18 protein-coding genes are annotated in these 20030 nt (G+C 42.1%); 2 read left to right on the top strand and 16 right to left on the bottom strand.

All coding sequences use genetic code 11. From position 1 onward, the window contains the following. Positions 1-94 precede the first annotated feature (94 nt). Positions 95-1060, top strand: a complete 966-nt coding sequence (locus O0550_RS12070) for an ROK family glucokinase (RefSeq protein ID WP_258426410.1) — start codon at positions 95-97, stop codon at positions 1058-1060. Between the two features lie 144 nt (positions 1061-1204). On the opposite strand, the gene O0550_RS12065 is transcribed toward O0550_RS12070, so the two are convergent. The 11 genes from O0550_RS12065 to O0550_RS12015 all read right to left on the bottom strand — a co-directional run bounded on the left by O0550_RS12065 (position 1205) and on the right by O0550_RS12015 (position 13193). Next, positions 1205-2389: an ABC transporter permease gene (locus O0550_RS12065; protein WP_258426409.1), complete on the bottom strand. Its 1185-nt coding sequence runs from the start codon at positions 2387-2389 to the stop codon at positions 1205-1207. Continuing rightward, positions 2382-3116 (bottom strand): ABC transporter ATP-binding protein, encoded by a 735-nt coding sequence (locus tag O0550_RS12060; RefSeq protein WP_258426408.1) that lies wholly within the window; start codon positions 3114-3116, stop codon positions 2382-2384. Before O0550_RS12060 ends, O0550_RS12065 begins: the two co-directional genes overlap by 8 nt. Before the next feature lie 245 nt (positions 3117-3361). After that, positions 3362-4111, bottom strand: a complete 750-nt coding sequence (locus tag O0550_RS12055; RefSeq protein ID WP_003335640.1) for a sirohydrochlorin chelatase — start codon at positions 4109-4111, stop codon at positions 3362-3364. A gap of 219 nt (positions 4112-4330) precedes the next feature. Then, positions 4331-4675 (bottom strand): hypothetical protein, encoded by a 345-nt coding sequence (locus O0550_RS12050; RefSeq protein ID WP_258420321.1) that lies wholly within the window; start codon positions 4673-4675, stop codon positions 4331-4333. A gap of 310 nt (positions 4676-4985) precedes the next feature. Continuing rightward, complete coding sequence (locus O0550_RS12045) at positions 4986-5969, bottom strand: ABC transporter ATP-binding protein (RefSeq protein WP_004432726.1); 984 nt, start codon at positions 5967-5969, stop codon at positions 4986-4988. A gap of 25 nt (positions 5970-5994) precedes the next feature. Continuing rightward, positions 5995-6783: an ABC transporter permease gene (locus tag O0550_RS12040; protein ID WP_035318745.1), complete on the bottom strand. Its 789-nt coding sequence runs from the start codon at positions 6781-6783 to the stop codon at positions 5995-5997. 15 nt (positions 6784-6798) lie between these two features. Beyond that, a complete protein-coding gene (locus tag O0550_RS12035) occupies positions 6799-7578 on the bottom strand; it encodes an ABC transporter permease (RefSeq protein WP_258426407.1) in 780 nt (259 codons plus the stop codon). A 245-nt stretch (positions 7579-7823) separates the two neighbouring features. Beyond that, positions 7824-9104 (bottom strand): ArsB/NhaD family transporter, encoded by a 1281-nt coding sequence (locus O0550_RS12030; RefSeq protein ID WP_003335645.1) that lies wholly within the window; start codon positions 9102-9104, stop codon positions 7824-7826. Positions 9105-9321: 217 nt separating this feature from the next. After that, complete coding sequence (locus O0550_RS12025) at positions 9322-10839, bottom strand: permuted SH3 domain-containing protein (RefSeq protein ID WP_035318746.1); 1518 nt, start codon at positions 10837-10839, stop codon at positions 9322-9324. Positions 10840-10924: 85 nt separating this feature from the next. Further along, positions 10925-12391, bottom strand: a complete 1467-nt coding sequence (locus tag O0550_RS12020; protein WP_004432737.1) for an ABC transporter permease — start codon at positions 12389-12391, stop codon at positions 10925-10927. A gap of 118 nt (positions 12392-12509) precedes the next feature. Continuing rightward, positions 12510-13193, bottom strand: a complete 684-nt coding sequence (locus tag O0550_RS12015) for an ABC transporter ATP-binding protein (protein ID WP_258418285.1) — start codon at positions 13191-13193, stop codon at positions 12510-12512. A gap of 455 nt (positions 13194-13648) precedes the next feature. Here O0550_RS12015 and O0550_RS12010 point away from each other — a divergent pair, with 455 nt between their 5' ends. Continuing rightward, complete coding sequence (locus tag O0550_RS12010) at positions 13649-14866, top strand: MFS transporter (protein WP_258426406.1); 1218 nt, start codon at positions 13649-13651, stop codon at positions 14864-14866. 78 nt (positions 14867-14944) lie between these two features. Here the strand turns inward: O0550_RS12010 and gatB are convergent, their stop codons facing one another. From gatB to O0550_RS11985, 5 genes are all read right to left on the bottom strand, one after another. Then, positions 14945-16384, bottom strand: coding sequence for an Asp-tRNA(Asn)/Glu-tRNA(Gln) amidotransferase subunit GatB (gatB, locus tag O0550_RS12005; RefSeq protein WP_004432748.1), 1440 nt, complete (start codon positions 16382-16384; stop codon positions 14945-14947). A gap of 1 nt (position 16385) precedes the next feature. Next, positions 16386-17864, bottom strand: coding sequence for an Asp-tRNA(Asn)/Glu-tRNA(Gln) amidotransferase subunit GatA (gatA, locus tag O0550_RS12000; protein ID WP_004432752.1), 1479 nt, complete (start codon positions 17862-17864; stop codon positions 16386-16388). A 20-nt stretch (positions 17865-17884) separates the two neighbouring features. After that, a complete protein-coding gene (gene gatC, locus O0550_RS11995) occupies positions 17885-18175 on the bottom strand; it encodes an Asp-tRNA(Asn)/Glu-tRNA(Gln) amidotransferase subunit GatC (protein WP_003335653.1) in 291 nt (96 codons plus the stop codon). Between the two features lie 205 nt (positions 18176-18380). Further along, positions 18381-19250 carry a DegV family protein gene (locus O0550_RS11990; RefSeq protein ID WP_031308964.1) on the bottom strand — a complete coding sequence of 290 codons (870 nt, stop codon included), beginning with the start codon at positions 19248-19250 and terminating at the stop codon, positions 18381-18383. A gap of 207 nt (positions 19251-19457) precedes the next feature. Beyond that, positions 19458-20006 carry an RNA polymerase sigma factor gene (locus O0550_RS11985; RefSeq protein ID WP_022584205.1) on the bottom strand — a complete coding sequence of 183 codons (549 nt, stop codon included), beginning with the start codon at positions 20004-20006 and terminating at the stop codon, positions 19458-19460. Positions 20007-20030: the final 24 nt, after the last annotated feature.

The raw sequence follows: 20030 nt of genomic DNA, 5'->3' as shown, positions 1-20030 counted from the left end.
ATTATGCGGCTTGTCACATGATTTTGCCTATTTTATCCGCTCTGCTCATGGTACTATTAGTGAATAGATGACTTGTACGAGGGGTGTATGCAGTTTGACGAAGCGTATGATTGTAGGAGTAGATATCGGGGGAACCACGATTAAAATAGCTTTACTAGATCCGAATGGGGAAATTATTACAAAAACACAAATCCCTACTCCTGTTTCTGAGGGAGAAGATGCTATTATTGGGCAGATGACTAACACGATTGACCAACTGATGGCCGAGCAGGGCTTCACCAAAGAAGAAGCCTATGGAATTGGCATCGGTGTGCCTGGGCCGGTAGATACGGACACGGGCTTTGTATATGAAGCGGTGAATCTGGGTATTAAGGATACTGCGTTGAAGGCTAAAACAGAAGCTTTAACTGGTTTGCCCACATATGTAGAAAACGACGCCAACGCAGCCGCTCTCGGTGAAATGTGGTGCGGCGCGGGACAAGGGACCGATAACCTAGTTGCTATTACACTTGGTACAGGTATTGGAGGTGGAATCATTATTGACGGCAAGATCGTCCATGGTGTAAAGGGAGTAGGCGGCGAAATCGGTCACGTAACCGTTAACCCAGATGGCCCACTATGCAATTGCGGTAAAAAGGGTTGCATGGAGCGATATGGTTCAGCAACAGCCATTATTGTAGGGATAGAGACAGCGGCGAAGGAAGGTCGCAGTGCATATTTAGCCAAACAGCTAACAGAGAAAGGCTCCTTAACTGCCAAGGATGCATTTGATGCAGCCACAGAAGGAGATTTAGCGGCTCAGGAGGTCATTGATCAGGCTGCGTTTTATACCGGATTTGGCCTTTCACACATAGCCAACCTACTGAACCCTGCCAAAATTGTAATCGGTGGCGGTGTTTCTGCAGCAGGTGACGCTCTATTCTCGCTGATCCGTAAGTCATTTGATACCTACACCTGGAAAATTGCAGCGGATTCATGCGAAATCCTGCCGGCTACACTGGGTAATGACGCTGGTGTGATTGGGGCTGGCTGGCTAGTAAAGCAAGGGGAATCCAAGTAAATCCAGTAATGATTTCTATCAATAGCTATTAGATAAAGATGACTGTTAGAATCGTTATTCCTGATTCTGCGGATTTATGTCAGTTCTGCTGATCGGATATAATTATTATACAAGCTTGGCTCCTACTAAGAGCCAAGCTATTTTTTATTTCACTAATAAATTCTCCCGTTTAAAGAACTTCGCTGCCACTTTAATCGCAATGATTACATAGAGAAGCGAGGTGAACATTACTAGAAGAGCATGCATCGGTTGAAGCTCACCATAGAAAATTTCTTTAAAAATCGCCACTCCATTAAAGATCGGCAGTAAATAGTACGCATATGGAATATCAATTGGATTAAGAGGCATCATCAGGTAAGCCGGTACTAATCCGACCAAGACGAGTGGTGTCATGTATGTCTGTGCTTCCTTAAAGGATTTAGCAAAGGAACTAATGCTTAGCATGACGCCAGCAAACATAGCTGCCAGCAAGATTAGCACCACAAACAACACGATGAGCGAGCTAGCGGTGAAAAATTGCAAGGAGAGTCCTCCCGCATCGTGATTAATGGGGATGAACGAAAAAATTACCGATACGCTAATTACCGACGCCAACGAACTGACGCCACTCATAATCATGACGGTAAATAGCTTGGCTGTTAACACGCTATTAGCTGTTATCGGGGCACTTATCAATGTCTCCAGAGTACCTCGTTCCTTCTCTCCCGCAACTAAATCTGTCGCGGCTGGCAATCCTCCAGAGATGAGCGAAGCAATCATCAGGATAATCAGAACCCCAGATAAAATACTCCCAGACACCTTCTCATCGCTTGCTACGCTTTCAAATTTGGTTTGCATTGGCTCAATCGCCCCAATCGTCAAGCCCACACGCTGTAAACGCTTGGAGACAACCTCTTTTTCATATTCCTTTATGGATTTTTCAATTAACGTTTTCGCATAAGTAGACTTTTGGTTAGACGGATCGTACCAGACTGTAATATCAACAGACTCACCAGCTTGCAGCTTACTCTGCAAATGCTCCGGCAATTTAATGAACGCTCTTGCATCGCCATCCTTAATTGCTGCTAAAGGGTCTTCTACCTGAATCATTTTTACACTAACATTCTTTTGTAAGATTTTCACAAAGGGATGCTGACTGTCTGCATTAACAATCAGCGGCACGAAGGATTGCGCCTCTTTGACTACCCCATTCATAGAAAAAGACATTAGAAATACAAGTAATGGAACGACCACCAAAGGTATGACTAACGCTCCAATCCACGTTTTGCGGTCCCGAATGAGGTCGGTCATTTCCTTTTGAAAGACAATCCAGATATGCTGTCTATTCATTTTCTTTCTCACCTCCGACCGCTCGCATAAAAATGTCGTCCATATCCCGTAGATCATAGCGTTGGCGCAAATCCGGGATGCTGCCCTCCACAATCATCTTTCCTTTATGCATGATCGTTACTCTTGAGCATAGCTTCTCTACTTCCCCCATGTTATGCGTGGAAAATAAAATCGTTTTGTTCTGCTGCTGTAATTCTTTAATTAATCGTCGAAATACACTAGCTGCTGTAATATCTAATCCTGTAGTAGGCTCGTCAAACAAAATTACCTTAGGATCATGCACTAACGATCTGGCAATCGCTACCTTTTGTCGCATTCCACGGGAAAAAGGCCCCACACGACGATCCAAGAATTCACTCATGTCCAATTGCTTACTAACCTGTTCAATCCGTTGATCCAAGAGCTTCTGGTCCAGCCCATGTAGCTTTCCTATGTATTGAATATTTTCCCTTGCTGTCAGCCTAGCGTACAGCTCCACATCCCCGCCAAATAATAATCCAATGCGTTTGCGGACTTCCATCGGATGCGTTTTAACCGAATAACCATCCATGATAATATCGCCGCTGGTAGGGGTCAAAATTGTTGCCATCATACGCATCGTAGTAGTCTTACCCGCTCCATTTTCTCCTAAAAGACCCAGTACCTCTCCCGGTCGACACAGAAGCGATAGCTGATCGACAGCAACGACATCTTTAAATGCTTTTGTCACATTCTGGACTTCAATCATAGATACCCTCTCTTTCTTGAAAAAAACGCGGTTCGCCCTAATTTTACTCGTTTCCCCAACTTTTTTATGTTATGTATGCATCCCTTTGCTTTGTGACTATACATTTTTTTCATAAATAGATACAATGAAGGCTTGCAGAGATTATTGTTGCACTTCTCCTATTGTACCGCAAGTTTCTTCTCCTGCCTTACACAAGAAAAAAGAAGGCCTCGATTGATGAGCCTTCTTGTAGATTATTCTAACCGTTACGCATTATGCACCTGTTCATCTACAACTTCTTGCAACCACTTCGCTACAAAAGGATGTGGCAGGTATGTTTTACCACTATAGGCATAATTTAATCCATTCAGATTGGAGGGGATGACCTTCTTAGTGAAATACCCCTCGCTTAAGAATAACGGAATCACAATCGTTCTGCCTTGATTGATTGCTTCCTCCGCCCTAGAACGAAGATTGTCCGGATGCAAAGTTCCATAGGTAGCCTCAGAGAATTTCAAGCGCTCCTTCAGAGTCTTGGTCATGCTCTGTAATACTTCTTCCCACTTCCGATGATTTTCACCTTCGTTTGCTCCGTGTCCAACTAGGAACAGGATCTCTTCTTGTGGGTCTGAGGAAAGCTCGCGAATCCGATCTTCTAAAATATCTAAAATAAACGGGTGATCGTTCATTGGAGGGCAATAAATCATCTCCATGGTTGTGTGCAATCTTTCCCACCCATCATCCAATTTATTATCGGTAGCACCTAACAAATAGCCGATCTCATCAATATGTGTACTGCCTTCTGCAACAAAAAGGGGAATCGCAATGACTTTTTCCACACCGCGAGCCTCAAGTTCTCGTAGACCATCCTCAACGAGGCGTCCTTCTACCATTTCCAGAAAACAGGTGGTGTAAGGTACCTGGATGTCTAAACTAGCAACTGCTTGATCCACGAGCTCTACCCATGCTGCACTGCTGGAACCATGACCTATTATGAGTACTCCGACTTGTTTCATTCCGTGCTTCGCCCCTCTATCTATGTCGTTTCTTGTTTGCGATTGTAATCGTGTAATCGCTAAATAAGAATAGTTATCAAATAATACAAATTATATTATGCAAAAATTCGAGGGGAACTGCAATCATTCAAGTGTCATAAACACGTGTTGTCACAAAAATGTGATATTTTGGTCAAAAATATGTCTATTTCTACTCTGTTTCGACGAAATTTTGACATCTCATACCAATGATGAGTATTTTTCTTTCCACTTTTCTATAGAAAACGTTGCAAATAGTTTAGTGAAGGATTCAGCATCATTAAAATAGTGGCGTGATTCTTTGGCCTGGGGATTTTGTTCTAAAAAAAGAGTAGCTGCTACTTGATTGACAGGCACTCCTTCCTTCTCCTGATCGTACACTCCTTGTTGGGCTAGAAGTTTCTCGAAATAGCGGACATAGGTAACAGTAAGCGTTTTCGTTTCTGCCCCTACTTGATAAGTGACAACTGATCGTTCAAAGGTATCAGCAGGTGAGCCTCCTTTTCCAGCAGACACACTTTCCCCTATAACTGACAGAATTTTCATTATCTCTTCCCCTTTTATTCGCATACTCGCAGACCTATATCCTTTATTATAGAATAGAGTGACTATTTCCACAAACTAGTTCATTCCTTTTTAACCCATTACAAACGTCTTTTCATCTCATAATATCCAGTTTGAGCAATTTTTTAGCAGGAAGTGTATGACATCCAAATTCAATCACTTACATTCTCGCCTTGCTAAGCAGTATCAGTGTTGATTCTTGTCGTCCTATACACTCGATTTTAGAGTAAACCGACACACAGGTTACTCCTTAGCAAAGCGTGTCATTTCTTGGGAAATAAATCCCGACATTTTAGATGACAGTCAATGGTCTCTCATATACCTTCCGAATTAGCTCCTCCACCTCAGCTTCATGCATGGATATATCTCCAACTTCTCCCCATCTGCCAACACTAGTAATTAAATCTATGGCAGTAACCAAACGTTTGTCGTAAAGAAACGTTACTTGTTTATCAATCAGCTCGTAGGTAACACCTGCTGGTAATGGGAATGGTTGAGGAGTTGTCTTATACTCAACCTGTAACATGCTAGGTAATCCAATCTGTTCACGCAATTGGTCGATACTCCCATCTGAAATGATCGTACCATGGTTGATAATCATTACTCTGGAACAAATAGATTCTATATCATCCATATCATGTGTGGTGAGGAGAATCGTTTTTTGCTCTTGTTTATTGATCTGCTGTAAAAAAGTCCGAATATTGGTTTTCGCAACCACATCCAGCCCGATTGTCGGTTCATCTAAAAATAATACATCCGGATTATGTAGCAAGGCAGCCACCAGATCAGCTCTCATGCGTTGTCCCAATGATAGTTTACGTACAGGTGTATCAATAAACTCTTCTATATGTAAAAGATCATCATACTGCAATAAGCGCGAACGATACTGCGCCTCCCCAACCTTGTACATTTCCTTGATAATTTCAAAGGAATCACGGACAGGCAAGTCCCACCATAGCTGGGTACGTTGCCCAAATACTACGCCAATCTGATGAGCTAGCTTTCTACGCTGACGTTCTGGATGCAGACCGCTGACCGTGATTTCACCGGAAGAAGGATGCAGAATGCCGCAAAGCATTTTAATGGTTGTAGATTTTCCTGCTCCGTTAGGGCCAATGTAGCCGACCGCTTCTCCTTTGCCAATCTCAAAAGAAATATCATGAACGGCATGTACAATTCGTTTTTCCCGTGAAAAAAGACTTCGAATCGAGGAAAAACGACCCGTTTTCGGCTTTGCCAGCTCAAAGTGCTTATGTATTCCTCGTGCTATGATCATCGTAATTCCTCCACTCCTTCCTCTATTAATTGCCTGTACTGTGATAATGCCGGATACCAAAATTCCAAAAGGAAATAGCCGCTCCAAGGAAAGCAAGGGCAACAAGCGGGCTAACCAGTAGTAGTATCCAGCTTCCTCCCTTATCTAGTAAATAAGAAAGAGCGGTATAGTTAACAAACGCAATCGGCATCAATGTAAAGAACAATGTTTTTAACCATCCGGTATACAAGCTGATCGGATATTTGGAAGCATTCATGGGAGCATAAAATAAGAAAACCTGTAAATCACTGATTCTCCCCATCCAAAAGCTGAATGTAGCTACGATCAGCGACAAAGAAAAACAAATAAGCGCTCCTCCTATAATGATAATAGGCATCCACATCAGGATATCTGTAATATCCTGTCCATGCCTCACCAGTTGAAAAAAAGAGTAGCCACAAACAAGCATACCCTGTCCTAATTGTCCTAGTCTTCCAATATCAATATTGCGACTTAAAAGCAACACTAATGGAGAGATGGGACGAATTAATAACTGGTCGAATTCTCCCTGTAAAATGTATTTTTCAAACTCATGAATTTCGGAAGCAAACATTCGAAACAACGCTTCTGAAATGCTAGCAAAACCAAAAATTAACCCTAATTCATAGAGAGTCCACCCTTGAATGTCAGTAAACTTCCATAATAACACGGTGATTCCCAGGAAATCGACTACAAGCAAGAGCCCTATCATCACATTCGAAATAATGAAATTCCATTTATATTGCATCCGTGAGCGGATACTTGCCCGCAGTAAACGTCCGTAAATTCTCAGCATCGCTCGCTCTCCCTCCTAACCACCTTGGACTTCCAAGCGTTTTTGTGCGAATCTAGCCAAGATCATATTACATACGGTCAGCAAAATAACCCAGACTACCTGGATAAAGATAGCTTGTGGAGCCTGTTTTTCTAGTAGAATCATGCTTGGATAATAGAGGATACCTGCATAGGGCAAGTAAGATAGGATCATCTCAAAAGAACGAGGGAAAAATTCCAAGGGTAACATTTGACCACCTAGTAATAGCATGAAGGACTGATTTAAATAGTGAGCCCATTTTACTTCGGTACTCCAAAAAGCGAAAATACCTACCATAAAATATAAATTAAGACCAATCCACACCGCACAGCAAGCCGATAGGAAAAACCATACTAAGGTTATGAAATTCGTAGGCACATAAAAGCCAACAACACAGGAAAGAATCAAATAAATCGGAAGAAATCGGTGGAAAAAATTATAAATAACCCGGCCTATTTCCTGACTCACTGTATAAAAATAAAAATGAATGGGTTTCATGATATGTAGGGAGATTTGTCCCGTACGAACCCATTCAGGTATAGAAAGTCCTGGAGTAAGAAAAGTAGTGATCCATAGCATACATTGGGTGAGAACCAAATAAAAGAGAACATCATGTAAAGCAAGAGGACTAAGTACTTCTTTTCCATTCATGACACCTGTCCAAATCGCCATCATGACAAAGCTGAAAATACAGCTTCCTAACGTGTTAATAAAATGCGCCATCCGATACTGAATGCTTGCTTTGTAGGTTTTAATTGCCAATACATAATAAACCATAGCCTCCCTCCTTTATCTACCTATATCCTTATTCTGAAAAATCAGTCAAGGGTTTCATACTAGCAAAATCTACTTTTTTTGTAAAGAAAAAAGTTCAGAAATTTTCATTGGATATTCCAACTTTATTACAGCGGAAATTCCTTTCCTCATCCATTTCGTTGAAACAACAGAAATGCCTACCTCGTTCTATGACGAAGCAGGCATTCGTTTCCGTACATTCATATAACAACTTCCAATCACAAATACTAGATTAAATAGCGGAAGTAAATATACAGCGTTGAAATCACAATGGATAGAATCATAAGTGGAAAACCAATTTTCAGGAAGCCAAGGAATGTTATCTTTTCGCCTTCCTTAGCCGCAATGCCGGCAACGATCAGGTTTGCACTCGCTCCAACTAGAGAACCATTGCCACCCAAGCATGCTCCTAGCGCCAGACTCCACCATAGGGGCTCCAGGTTATCTATACCCATTCGCCCCATCTCCTGAATCATTGGGATCATAGTTGCAACAAACGGAATATTATCCACGAAAGCAGATGCAATGGCACTCAGCCACAGAATTAGTAAAGCTGTTGCGGTCACGTTTCCTTTTGTTAAATTAACTGCTTCCTGTGCAAGAGATGCAATAATTCCTGTCTCGACAAGTCCTGAAACAAGTACAAATAACCCTACGAAAAAGAAGATGGTTGTCCACTCGACCTTAGTCAAGGCTTCCTCTAAATAATGCTCGCCCGTAATTAATAACAATAAAAAGGCACCGACTAAAGCTACTGTTGCTGATTCAAGATGAAGTACTTGATGTACAAAGAAGCCAATGATCGTCAGTGTTAAAATGATCAATGATTTTACTAATAACGTCCGGTCTGTAATTTCAGCAGCGGCATCCAGCTTCATAAGCTTTTGGCGCAGCTCTTCTTTTGTATGCAGTTGCTTACGGAACATAAAAGCAAGCACTACAATCGTAACCACAGCGATAAACATAGAGATAAGGGTCAAATTATTGATAAAGGCCACGAAGGAAAGCTCCTTGACAGCACTTCCAATCATGATGTTAGGTGGATCACCGATCATAGTTGCTGTCCCTCCGATATTTGACATCAGAATTTCTGACATCAGATACGGAAACGCAGATACCTCTAATTTTCGTGTAATGCTAAACGTAACAGGTACCATTAATAAGACGGTAGTTACGTTATCTAAAAAGGCAGAACCTACAGCTGTAATAAGCGATAACGCAATTAAAATATACAGCGGGTTACCCTTTGCCTTTTTAGCTGCCCAGATCGCAATAGCTTTAAACAATCCTGTCTTGGCAGTAATCGCAACAATAATCATCATTCCGATCAATAACCCAAGCGTATTAAAATCAATATGGTGTAATGCAGTTTCTTGGCTAACAATTCCTAGCATAACCATACATACCGCTCCCACCATCGCAATAATGGTGCGGTGAATTTTCTCTGAAATGATAATGGCATACGTAACCAAGAAGATTACAAGTGCAATGATTGCCTGTTGTTCCATATCTGCCTCCCCTAAGCATTCTTGTACCTTCTGTTAAATGATTTGTCCATTTTTCTAATACGTCATCCATTTTACCTAATATCAACTATAATCTCTAGGTTTTATAGGTAAAAAAATCCTGCAAAGCACCGTTTTTTTCTTTCCAAGTCAGGAAAAAACGGACTTTGCAGGCTAGTTTGGCATTCTATAGAATCATTCTAAATGGAGGGTTACTTCTCTACATACCCTCTCCATTTGTAAGAACTACTTCATCTCCCTCTTTCAAACCACTCACAATCTCCACGTATTCAGCCCCCTCAATGCCTATTCCCACGTCTTTTGGCATCGGGTTTCCACTTGGGTCCTTAACCATAACCGTAGCTTTGCCTTCCTCCATTACTTCTACAGCATTAGCCGGCAAACGCAGGGCATTGTCTTTCTTATGAATATAGATATCACAATCACCGCTCATGCCATGCTTCAGTTGACTGCTATCCTCAACAGCGATTTTCACTTCGAAACGCACCGATTTATCCTGCTTGCTTCCCTCTTTCGGCAGTTCTGTTACCGTACCCTTAAATGCTTTTGTTCCAAAGGCTGTGATAAATACATCCACATTTTGTCCGACTTTCACTTGTGGAAAATCTAATTCATCTACGGCTGCTTTAAAGGTGACAGAGGAGGTATCCATGATGATTGCCGCAGGATCACTGCCAAGCGCTTCTCCCACCTTCACATTCAATTTCGTGATCTCTCCGCTAATGGGAGCAACTACTCTTCGCTTGGATAGGTCACGCATCTTTTGGTCCATCCCAAGCTGAGCTTCCTTCCAATTTAATTCCTTCTCTTCGATCTCTGATTTATCTGCTTCTCTATCCATTTTTGCTAGGAGCTGATTCTTCTTAATGGTGTCTCCTTTTTTAAACAAAACCTCGCCAACTTTACCTGTAGTGCCTGCTAAAATTTCGATATCATCCGCTTTGGTAAAAGGAGAATTTCCCTGGCTTGCGTATTTCAAGCCTTTCGCATCTGTATACTCAACAGAACCAAGGTCATTTACATACAAGGATCCAGAATTTTTGACCAAAACGTCTACAGCATGCTGTGCCATCTTTCCGTCTTGCTTGGTACCTTCCATATCAATACGGTCGATTTCACCATCTACGTACGTCATTGAGCTTGGTAAAAATACCTTTACCTTTTGCCCTTCCCGTAACAATTCGGCTTCGTAAGGGGAGAAGTAGCCTGTAATTTTTAAATAATTGGGGTCATTTACCTTTGCAATGACTGTCTCAGGTGATATGCTATCTCCACGTTTAACCGATATCTCTTTGACAACCCCACCGGCATTAGCCTCAATTCTGTCTTTTCTAGCTTTCAAATCCTTTATCTCTTTCTCCATACGAGACATCGATAATTTTTGTTTCTCAATTTCGAAGCCAGTATCTGTAGCCTCCATGGTAAATAACAAATCGCCCTTTTTAACATGCTGGCCTTCCTTAACCACTAGACTCTCTACTTTACCACTGACATCCGGCTTCACTTCCTGACGAGCTGTAGCCTCAACTGTACCTGTCGAATACACCGTTTTCTTAACTTCGCCCATATCTACCCCTACAGTCTGAAGCGCAGGTGGTTCAACAACCTCCTGTGATGCATCTGTAGCTGGAGCAAAATATTTATACCCTCCATAACCGCCACCCGCTAGTACGAGCACGGTGATGGCTGAAATAATCACTTTTTTCTTCATAGCCATGCGTTAATTCCCCACATTTCTTCCGTTTATATTTAAAAAACCTTTCTTTGCCAAAGCAGTCACCTAAGCAAAAATCACTGTAACGTTACTGAGAGCGAATAGCCTCCAATGGACTTAGACGGGATGCACGGATGGCAGGAAGAATCCCCGCTAATAACCCGATTACAACTGAGAAAATGATGGCGAATATAGCAAGAGAAGGTGGTACCAATGCAATTTGTGCTGCTACCTCTTCTTCTGCTCCCATTCCTCCTCCCATGCCCATGCCAAAGTTATCTAAAAACTCGCTGTTTTTACCCAGATAATTAATCACCGCTACAGCTCCATAAGCAAGACCCAAACCAGTCAGCCCACCTATTAAACCGATTGAACCCGATTCAATCAAAAAGAGCCAACGAATATTATACACGGTAGCACCAATAACCTTCATAATCCCTATTTCCTTGGTTCGCTCCAGAATGGACATGATCATGGTGTTTACGATACCAATCGTGGCAACTAATAAAGAGATAGCTGCTATACCACCAAGCACTAATTGAATAACAAAGAAAAACTTATTTAGTTCTGCAAGACGACGTGCTGACGAATAGTTATCATAGCCGATATTTTGTAAATCCTTAAGAACCTGCTCCACTGCTTCTCTTGATTCAACCTTTACGTTGATTGAATCATATTCCACAGCTGGCTTTTGATTACGATTCTTGGAACGGTTCGGTTTGTTTATCCCCATTTCCATTTCATAATCGCTTTGTTCCCTCTTTTGTTCCATCCAGGTATTTAGTTCATTAGCCATCTTCATCGGAACATAGATAGTGGCATCACGATAGCCCTTTTCATCCTTTTGCATCTGACCGACGACACGAACACGTATTTCCTTCTTTTCATACTTCGTTTCGTTATCAATGGTGTATTCACGTCTCAGCTCTAATATCGCCGTTTTTCCAACCATTTCTATGATTCCCGGTTCCTTAGAGCCCTCCATATCGAATCTGGGTTTATTTCCGCTCTGGTTAGCATTGCGTTTTCGAGCTTCTCGACGATCCTTCTCCACGTCTCTCATTTGTCTGGGTACTTCGTAGGAAATGACAATTTCATTGTTTGCCCCAGTTAGATACTCACCCTTTTCCAACTCCTTGGTTCTCACAGGTCCTTCTTGTTGCGGATCAACCCCAACAATCTCCAAATATTTTGCCTCTCGACGACCTAGCTTTAAAGTGGCTTCTCCCATCAACCTTTTCTGTGGCATAACCGCCTCAATTCCAGGAACAGCCTTTATTTCCGGTATACTTTTACTATCTAAGTGTTTCATTTGATCTGGCTTTCTCTCAGTGGTCCCATCTGGCATCAAATAAGCTGGATACAATTTAAGCTCAGTTAAGTTACCGAAGTTCTCTAAGCTTTTAACTGCATTCTCTTTTAAACCAATACTAAGCGATAGCATGGTCACAATAGCAGCAGTACCAATCATAACCCCAACCGATGTCAGTACCGTCCGTAGCTTCATACGCCAAAGATTGCGCCAGACGATACGTAGCGAATCAAGCAGTTTCACAAATTACACCTCATTTTTCCCCTTGCCTTTTTAACGGATAAGAGCATATAAATTCTTGTCTTACTACATGAAAGCTCAGGCTAGTCATCGCTGTAGGCCTGAGTATAGCCACTTTCCTTTATTGCTGAATGTAACCATCCCGCAGAAAAATGGTGCGATCAGATTGACTTGCAACCTCCTGATCATGTGTGACAATCACAAAGGTTGTACCACTTTCCCGATTCATTTGACGCATGAGCTGTAAAATCTCTTCCTCTGTTGCTGTATCCAGATTCCCGGTTGGCTCATCCGCAAGCACAATTCCTGGTTCATTGACCAGTGCCCTCGCAATACTGACACGCTGCTGCTGACCACCACTTAGTTCATTTGGCTTGTGGTGCTCTCGATTTTCCAGTCCCACTCGGTTTAAAATCTCTATCGCTTTTTTTCGTCGCATACGCGGACTGACTCCAGAAAAGACAAGCGGCAGTTCCACATTTTCAACTGCTGTCAAATTAGGCAAGAGATTAAACGATTGAAAGACAAATCCTAAGCAACGCCGTCTAAACAAACATAGCTGATTCTCGTTAAACTTAGAGATTTCTTCCCCATTTACATGAATGGTTCCTTGCTCGGGACGTGTTAACCCCGCCATCAGGTTCAGCAGCGTTGATTTCCCAGAACCTGATGTTCCGCATAACGAAATAAATTCGCTTTTTCCAATATGCAGGTTGATATCATGCAAAACGGGAACCTGAAGCTTACCTGCCCTATAAAAATGATTGACATCTCGTACGGTTAATTCACCAATGCTATTACTCACTTTCTCTTCACCTCATAGCTTCCCTCTTCCTAAAATTTTAGATAATTTTTCCTTTATTCAAAAAAACATCATCCTCCATACAGAAAGATTGTTGTTTTGCCTACGTATGTACAGGAAAAAGTTTCTCTTTGAAAAGACGCTTTAGTAGGCCAAAAAGTAACATTATTTTCTTGCACTCTACTAAATTTTGTTGAGAAATGCTGGAATTTATTGCTCATACAATATTAGCCATAAATAGGACGAAGCTCTTAGACGTTCGTTACAAACTATCTATTTTACTCTTTGACATGCTTGCTTTTTATTGCTACGCTGTATGAAATGCTTGAAAATTCATGATACGGAGTCGATTCCATTGTAAAGCCCTTTTCAAGAAAAAGAAAAAACAAATGGAAACATGGTTTGTTGAAGGCAGAATAGCTCTGTCTATCTTTCTCATGAAAAGAGGTTTTTTTGACATGCTTACCAAACAAGTACGCTTTCTTTGGGTTGGCCAAATGCTTGCCAACGCAGGAGACGTTTTTTACATTATTTCTCTACTTACCCTCGTTTTTGAAAAGACACATTCCGCTGTCTATACCGGCTTCGTACCGCTTACTATTATTCTAGCGCAAACCGTAAGCGGCTTTCTCGCGCCCCTTATGCAACGCCGCTTTTCCCTATCTACCCTGCTGTTTTTATCTCAATTTGCCAAAACAATCTTGTTGGGTCTGCTTGTTTTTGTAACACAATGGTCGGCCCTACCCTTGCTTTTCAGTTTAGGTCTTGCGTCTTTCATTTCCTTTTTGGACGGTTGGGCTACTCCTGCACGAAATGCCCTGTTGCCACGGATCGCACAGCCTGTTCATCTGCTGCGATTAAATAGTTTGTTTGCGACCACCGATCAAGTCATCCAATTTATGGGCTGGGCTTTAGGCGGCATGCTCGTAGCTTTTTTAGGAATCACATACCTTTTTGCTGTTAGCCTTGGATTATTCATCCTTTCAACAGTCTGTATGGCTTATTTACATGATCCAATCTTTCAAGCAACAACGCGTACGGATAGCTCCTCCAACAAAGAAGCGCTACTTCGCGGCTGGAACTATATTCTGCGTTCCCGCGCGCTCTTCACACTTACTTGTATGGATGTTCTTGAATCCTTGGCAGGGGCCATCTATGTAGCTGCTATCATGCTGTTTTATGTGTCTGATGTTCTAGGAAAAGGTCAGGAATGGTGGGGATACCTCAATGCCAGTTACTTTGTTGGAATGATTGCAGGGGGCCTGCTGCTAGTCGTTATTGCGACTCATGTATCTCGTTATTTTCTTTCGTTTTTGTTAGGAGCTGGGCTATTTTCTGCCCTCGTAACTTTAGGCTTAGGAGTTACTCATAGCGCCTGGGTTGCCTTAATCCTATCATTTCTTTCGGGACCTGCCACACAAATTCAATATGTTAGCAAGCAAACCTACTTTCAAAGAAACGTAGACTCTCTTTATTTACCTAACGTTCTATCGGCCAAAAGCACAGTGGAATACGTAGGCTACGGCTTATCCGTACTTATCCTAACCAATGTGGTAGCGGTCTATGGTGCGGCTATGGCATATATAGCAGCTTCGGGAATACTACTTACAAGCCTGTTACTTGGATTTATCATGCGTCGAGCATTTAAGATGGAGCTAGGAAAGTTGAACGGGTAAGATATAAATAAAGCATAGAACAATCAAATAAAAAAGCTCCTCCTGCCAATTTCAGATGCAAAGAGGAGCTTTTGTTGTTTACAATGCTTCTAGTGATTCTACCAATAATTTATTGACCACACCTGGATTAGCTTTTCCTTTGGTCTGTTTCATAACTTGCCCTACTAAGAAGCCAATTGCCTGCTTCTTACCCGCTTTGTAGTCTTCTACCGATTGCTGATTAGCTGCAATGATTTCATCAACAATGCGTTTTAATTCGCCCTCATCGCTAATTTGCACCAATCCTTTTTCTTCCACAATCGTTGCTGGGGCCTTGCCTGTTTCCAGCATTTCTGTAAAGACTGTCTTCGCAATTTTAATGGAAATGGTTCCTTTTTCGATCAGCTTCACCATTTCTCCTAAACCCTCAGGCGTCATTTTCACGTCTGAGAAGTCTAGATTGTTTGCATTCAAATATCCAAACAGATCTACCATTAAAAAGTTAGCAACCGTCTTTGGATCAGCACCTGTTGCTACTGCGGCATCAAAGAAGTCGGCTGAATCACGTGTCATCGTGATAACTTCAGCGTCAGATGCAGGTAGTCCATATTGCTCAACATAGCGCACCCGACGAGCATCTGGCAATTCAGGGATAGAAGCTTTTATGCGGTCAATCCATTCGTCAGTAATCGTAGCATTCACCAGATCAGGGTCCGGGAAATAACGGTAATCATGCGCTTCTTCTTTTGAACGCATGACGATGGTTTTCTTATTCGCATCATCCCAGCGTAGCGTTACCTGCTTAATTTCTCCGCCGCTTTCGATTACTTCTTCCTGACGTTTCACTTCATATTCCAAGGCAGCCTGTACATTACGGAAGGAGTTCATATTCTTCAATTCCGTTTTTGTACCTAATTTGGTCTCTCCTACAGGACGAATTGATACGTTGGCATCACAACGAAGGGAGCCTTGCTCCATTTTTACATCAGATACTTCCGTATATTGAATGATTGCTTTTAATTTCTCCAAATAAGCTTTTGCTTCTTCTGGTGAACTAATATCTGGCTCTGTAACAATCTCTACTAACGGCACACCTACACGGTTGTAGTCCATCATCGTACCGCTTCCGTATTCGCAGTGTGTCAATTTACCAGCATCTTCTTCTAAATGAAGACGATTGATGCGAATGCGCTTGGTTTTGCCATTCACTTCAATATCAATCCAACCGTTCTTACCCACTGGTTGGTCAAACTGCGAGATTTGATATGCTTTAGGAAGATCAGGATAAAAATAATTTTTACGATCGAATTTTGTATCACGAGAAATTTCGCAGTTAATTGCTAAGGAAGCCTTGATCGCAAACTCTAATGCTTGTTGATTCAATACAGGCAATACACCTGGATGTCCTAAACAAATAGGGCATGTGTGCGTATTAGGCGGCGCACCAAATTCCGTTTTGCAACCGCAGAAGATTTTACTATTAGTCGATAGTTCAGCGTGAACCTCCAAACCAATGACCGTTTCGAATTTTTGGCTCATGTTACACTTCCTCCCTTCCCAATTGTGGCTTGCTTGGGAACAGATTAGTTGATTGCTCGTACGCATGTGCCGCACGTAGAATCGTGGATTCGTCGAAGGCTTTCCCAATCATTTGCAAACCAATTGGCAGCCCGTTATCAGAGAATCCGCATGGAACTGAAATAGCCGGAAGACCAGCTAAGTTAACCGTTACCGTACAAATATCCTCTAGGAACATTTGCACTGGATCGTTCATTTTCTCGCCAAGTTTAAAAGCTGGGCAAGGAGTAGTCGGATGTAGCACAATATCAAAGTTCGCAAAGATTTCTTCAAAGTCTTGGATAATCAAAGTGCGCACTTGTTGTGCCTTTTTATAAAAAGCATCATAGTAGCCAGAAGACAAGGCATATGTCCCTAGCATAATGCGGCGTTTGACCTCTGCACCAAAGCCTTGGCTGCGAGATTCCATATATAAATCCAATAGATTTTCTGCGTTATCAGCGCGTACACCATAACGAACACCATCAAAGCGCGCTAAGTTGGAAGAAGCCTCTGAGGAAGCTAATAGGTAATAAGCTGGTACGGCATATTTGGTGTGCGGCATTGATACCTCGCTCCAAACAGCACCCATGCTTTCCAATTGCTTCAAGGCTGCTAATACCGCGTCGCGAACCTGTGGATCAATTCCTTCTCCAAGCAACTCTTTTGGTACCGCAATGCGCAAGCCTTTGACATCACCTGTCAGCGCAGATAGATAATCAGGAACTTCAACATCAGCCGATGTGGAGTCGTATGAATCATGTCCTGCAATGGCCTGTAACACAAACGCTGAATCCTCTACGTTCTTCGTCAACGGTCCGATCTGATCTAGTGACGATGCATATGATACCAAGCCATAACGGGATACACGTCCATAAGTTGGCTTCAGACCAACTACTCCGCAGAAAGCAGCCGGTTGACGAATAGAGCCACCTGTATCCGATCCAAGTGTAAAGAAAAATTGGCGAGCAGCCATCGCAGCAGCAGACCCACCGCTAGAACCGCCTGGTACATATTCTACATTCCACGGATTGCGAGTTGGGTAAAAGCCAGAGTTTTCATTGGAACCACCCATCGCGAATTCATCCATGTTTAGTTTAGCAAATACGAGTGCGTCAGCTTCCTTTAGCTTTTGACTAACGGTTCCATCATAGATGGGATCATAGTTAGACAACAACTTGCTTGCGCATGTTGTTTGTAAGCCTTTTGTTACGATATTATCCTTCACACCAGCCGGTAGACCGAACAAGAGGCCGAGATCCTCCGTTCCTCTAGCTAGCTTTTCATCCAACGCTCTTGCTTGGCTAAGAGCAGCTTCCTCGTCAACGAGCAAAGTCGCTTGTACATCCTTGTCCACTTCACGGATACGTGCAAGCGATTCATTAGCTAAATCTGTAACAGATAGCTCTTTCTTTTTTAGCTCGCTATGTATATCAGCTAAGCGTTTATCAAATAGGGACACAATGTCTCCCCCTTTCTCTCCTATTCAAAAACAGCCGGTACCTTGAACTGTCCGTCTTCTTGATCTGGTGCATTGCGCAGTGCTTCTGCATTGGATACGGAAGGACGGTTTACGTCAGGGCGCATAACGTTACGAACGTCAAATGCATGACTAGTCGGCTTCACATTGGTCGTATCCAATTCGTTTAATTGTGCAGCAAAGTCTAAAATCGCATCTAATTCACGCGTGTAGCGCTCTGCTTCTTCCTCTGTTAAACGTAGTCGAGCCAGTTTAGCCACGTGCTCAACTTCTTGTCGGGAAATCCTACTCATCTATTGTCCACCTCCAAATGTCCTAGTTGTACGTTTCTACATAACATTGATATTACTTGAAAAATCCAAGGTTAGTCAATTTGACCTCCCATTTTTTCTTTTTATCAGTAAAGCATGAAAGAGGTTCCCATTATCCTTGAGCATTTCCGAACTGTTAAAAAAACGCCGTTTGCTCTCCTTTCAGCAAAACGGCATTATGGCATCCTTATTTATTATACCAAGTTAATCCAATGGCTCCAGGACCCACATGAGTGGCAATAACTGGTCCAAAATGACTGATTGTCACCGTTACATGTGGATAGGTCGCTTCAATGTAAGCCTTCCATTCCTCTGCCTCTTCTTGAACCTGCGCTTGGATGATGGAAAGCTGTATAGGTTTGCCTGCTTTGGCCTCTGCCTCAAATAATTCCATAATCCCGGCCTTGGCTTTGGCACGTGTTCTGACTTTTTGATAGGGAACAATCTTTTTATTCTCAAACGTTAGAATCGGTTTGATTTTAAGCATATTGCCCAGCATCAATTGAGCCGCTGACAAGCGACCTCCGCGGTACAAGAAATCTAAATCCTCAACTAAAAAGTACGTTTTCATTTGCGTACGTATGTATTCGATACGCTCAAGAATCTCTTCTCGTGATTTACCAGCTTGTGCCATTCTAGCTGCTTCCACGACAACAGCACCCAATGCATATGTAGTAATCTCAGAATCAATGACATCAATAGGAAAATCATCAACCATCGTGGTCGCTGTTACCGCTCCCTGATAGGTACCACTAATACCACTAGACATATGGATAGCAATTGCTCGCTTATGATTTTTGGATAATTTCATATAGGCTTCCACAAACTCGCCTACAGGTGGCTGAGATGTCGTCGGCAACTGATCACTCGTTTTTAGCTTGGAGTAAAAATCAGCCTCCGTTAATTCTACTTCTTCGCGATACGCTTTGTTTCCATAAACCACTTGCAGAGGCACTACTGTAATTTGTAATTCATCTTGGAGCTCTTTTGGAATATAACTGGTGCTATCTGTTATAATTGCAATTTCTGACAAAGATAGTCCCTCCACTTTCTTCATTCATATATGATGCTTAGAGAGGCACTCCCTATTCATCTTTTAGTAACGTTTATCGCTAGAAGCCGGATTTTATTTATATTTAATTATTGTAACATAAAATAGGTCCTCATGATAAAGCCGATAGTCCCTAGAACTTCTCTATGAAAAGTTTTACCCAAGCCAAGCAAAATTGATAAAAAAAAATAGAAGACCCTACCTATGAGTCTCCTATTTCAGCTTTTTTCCTGTATATAATTTACGTAACTCTTTTAATCCACGGTGGGAAATTGTTTTAACGCTTGCTTCTGTTTTTCCTAGGATGTCAGCCACTTGTGCAATGCGAAGATCGCCGAAGTAACGCAAGGACAAAACATCACGTTGGTCGCGTGTCAGCTTTTCTAATGTTTCACGAAGAAGAAGCGTCTCTTCATTTGAGAGAGCATGTTCTTCCGGATTCCATGTATTATCAATACTGCTCTCAAAGAACTCCGTGTGATCCATCGGTAATTCTTTCTTTTTACGACAAAAATCAATAAATGTATGATGGGCTATACTAAAAATCCATCCGGCGAACGGACTTGTACGGCTATATTGTTGGAATTTTTCCAAAGCCTTAATAAATACAACAGTCGTCAAATCGTCGGCATCCCAGGTATTATGTACTCGGCAACGCAAATAACGATTTACACGGTCAAAAAACTCATCATACAATTCATGGAATTCGCGATCCTCATAGTATTCAGTTGTCTGACTTTTAGCGTGCATCGGTACACCCATGTTCAACACCACTTCACCTAATTG

The sequence above is a fragment of the Brevibacillus halotolerans genome (assembly GCF_026891775.1).
Classification (GTDB): Bacteria; Bacillota; Bacilli; order Brevibacillales; family Brevibacillaceae; genus Brevibacillus_B; species Brevibacillus_B halotolerans.
The sequence above is the reverse complement of the archived record's forward strand: the minus strand, read 5'-3'. Positions and strand labels throughout refer to the sequence as shown.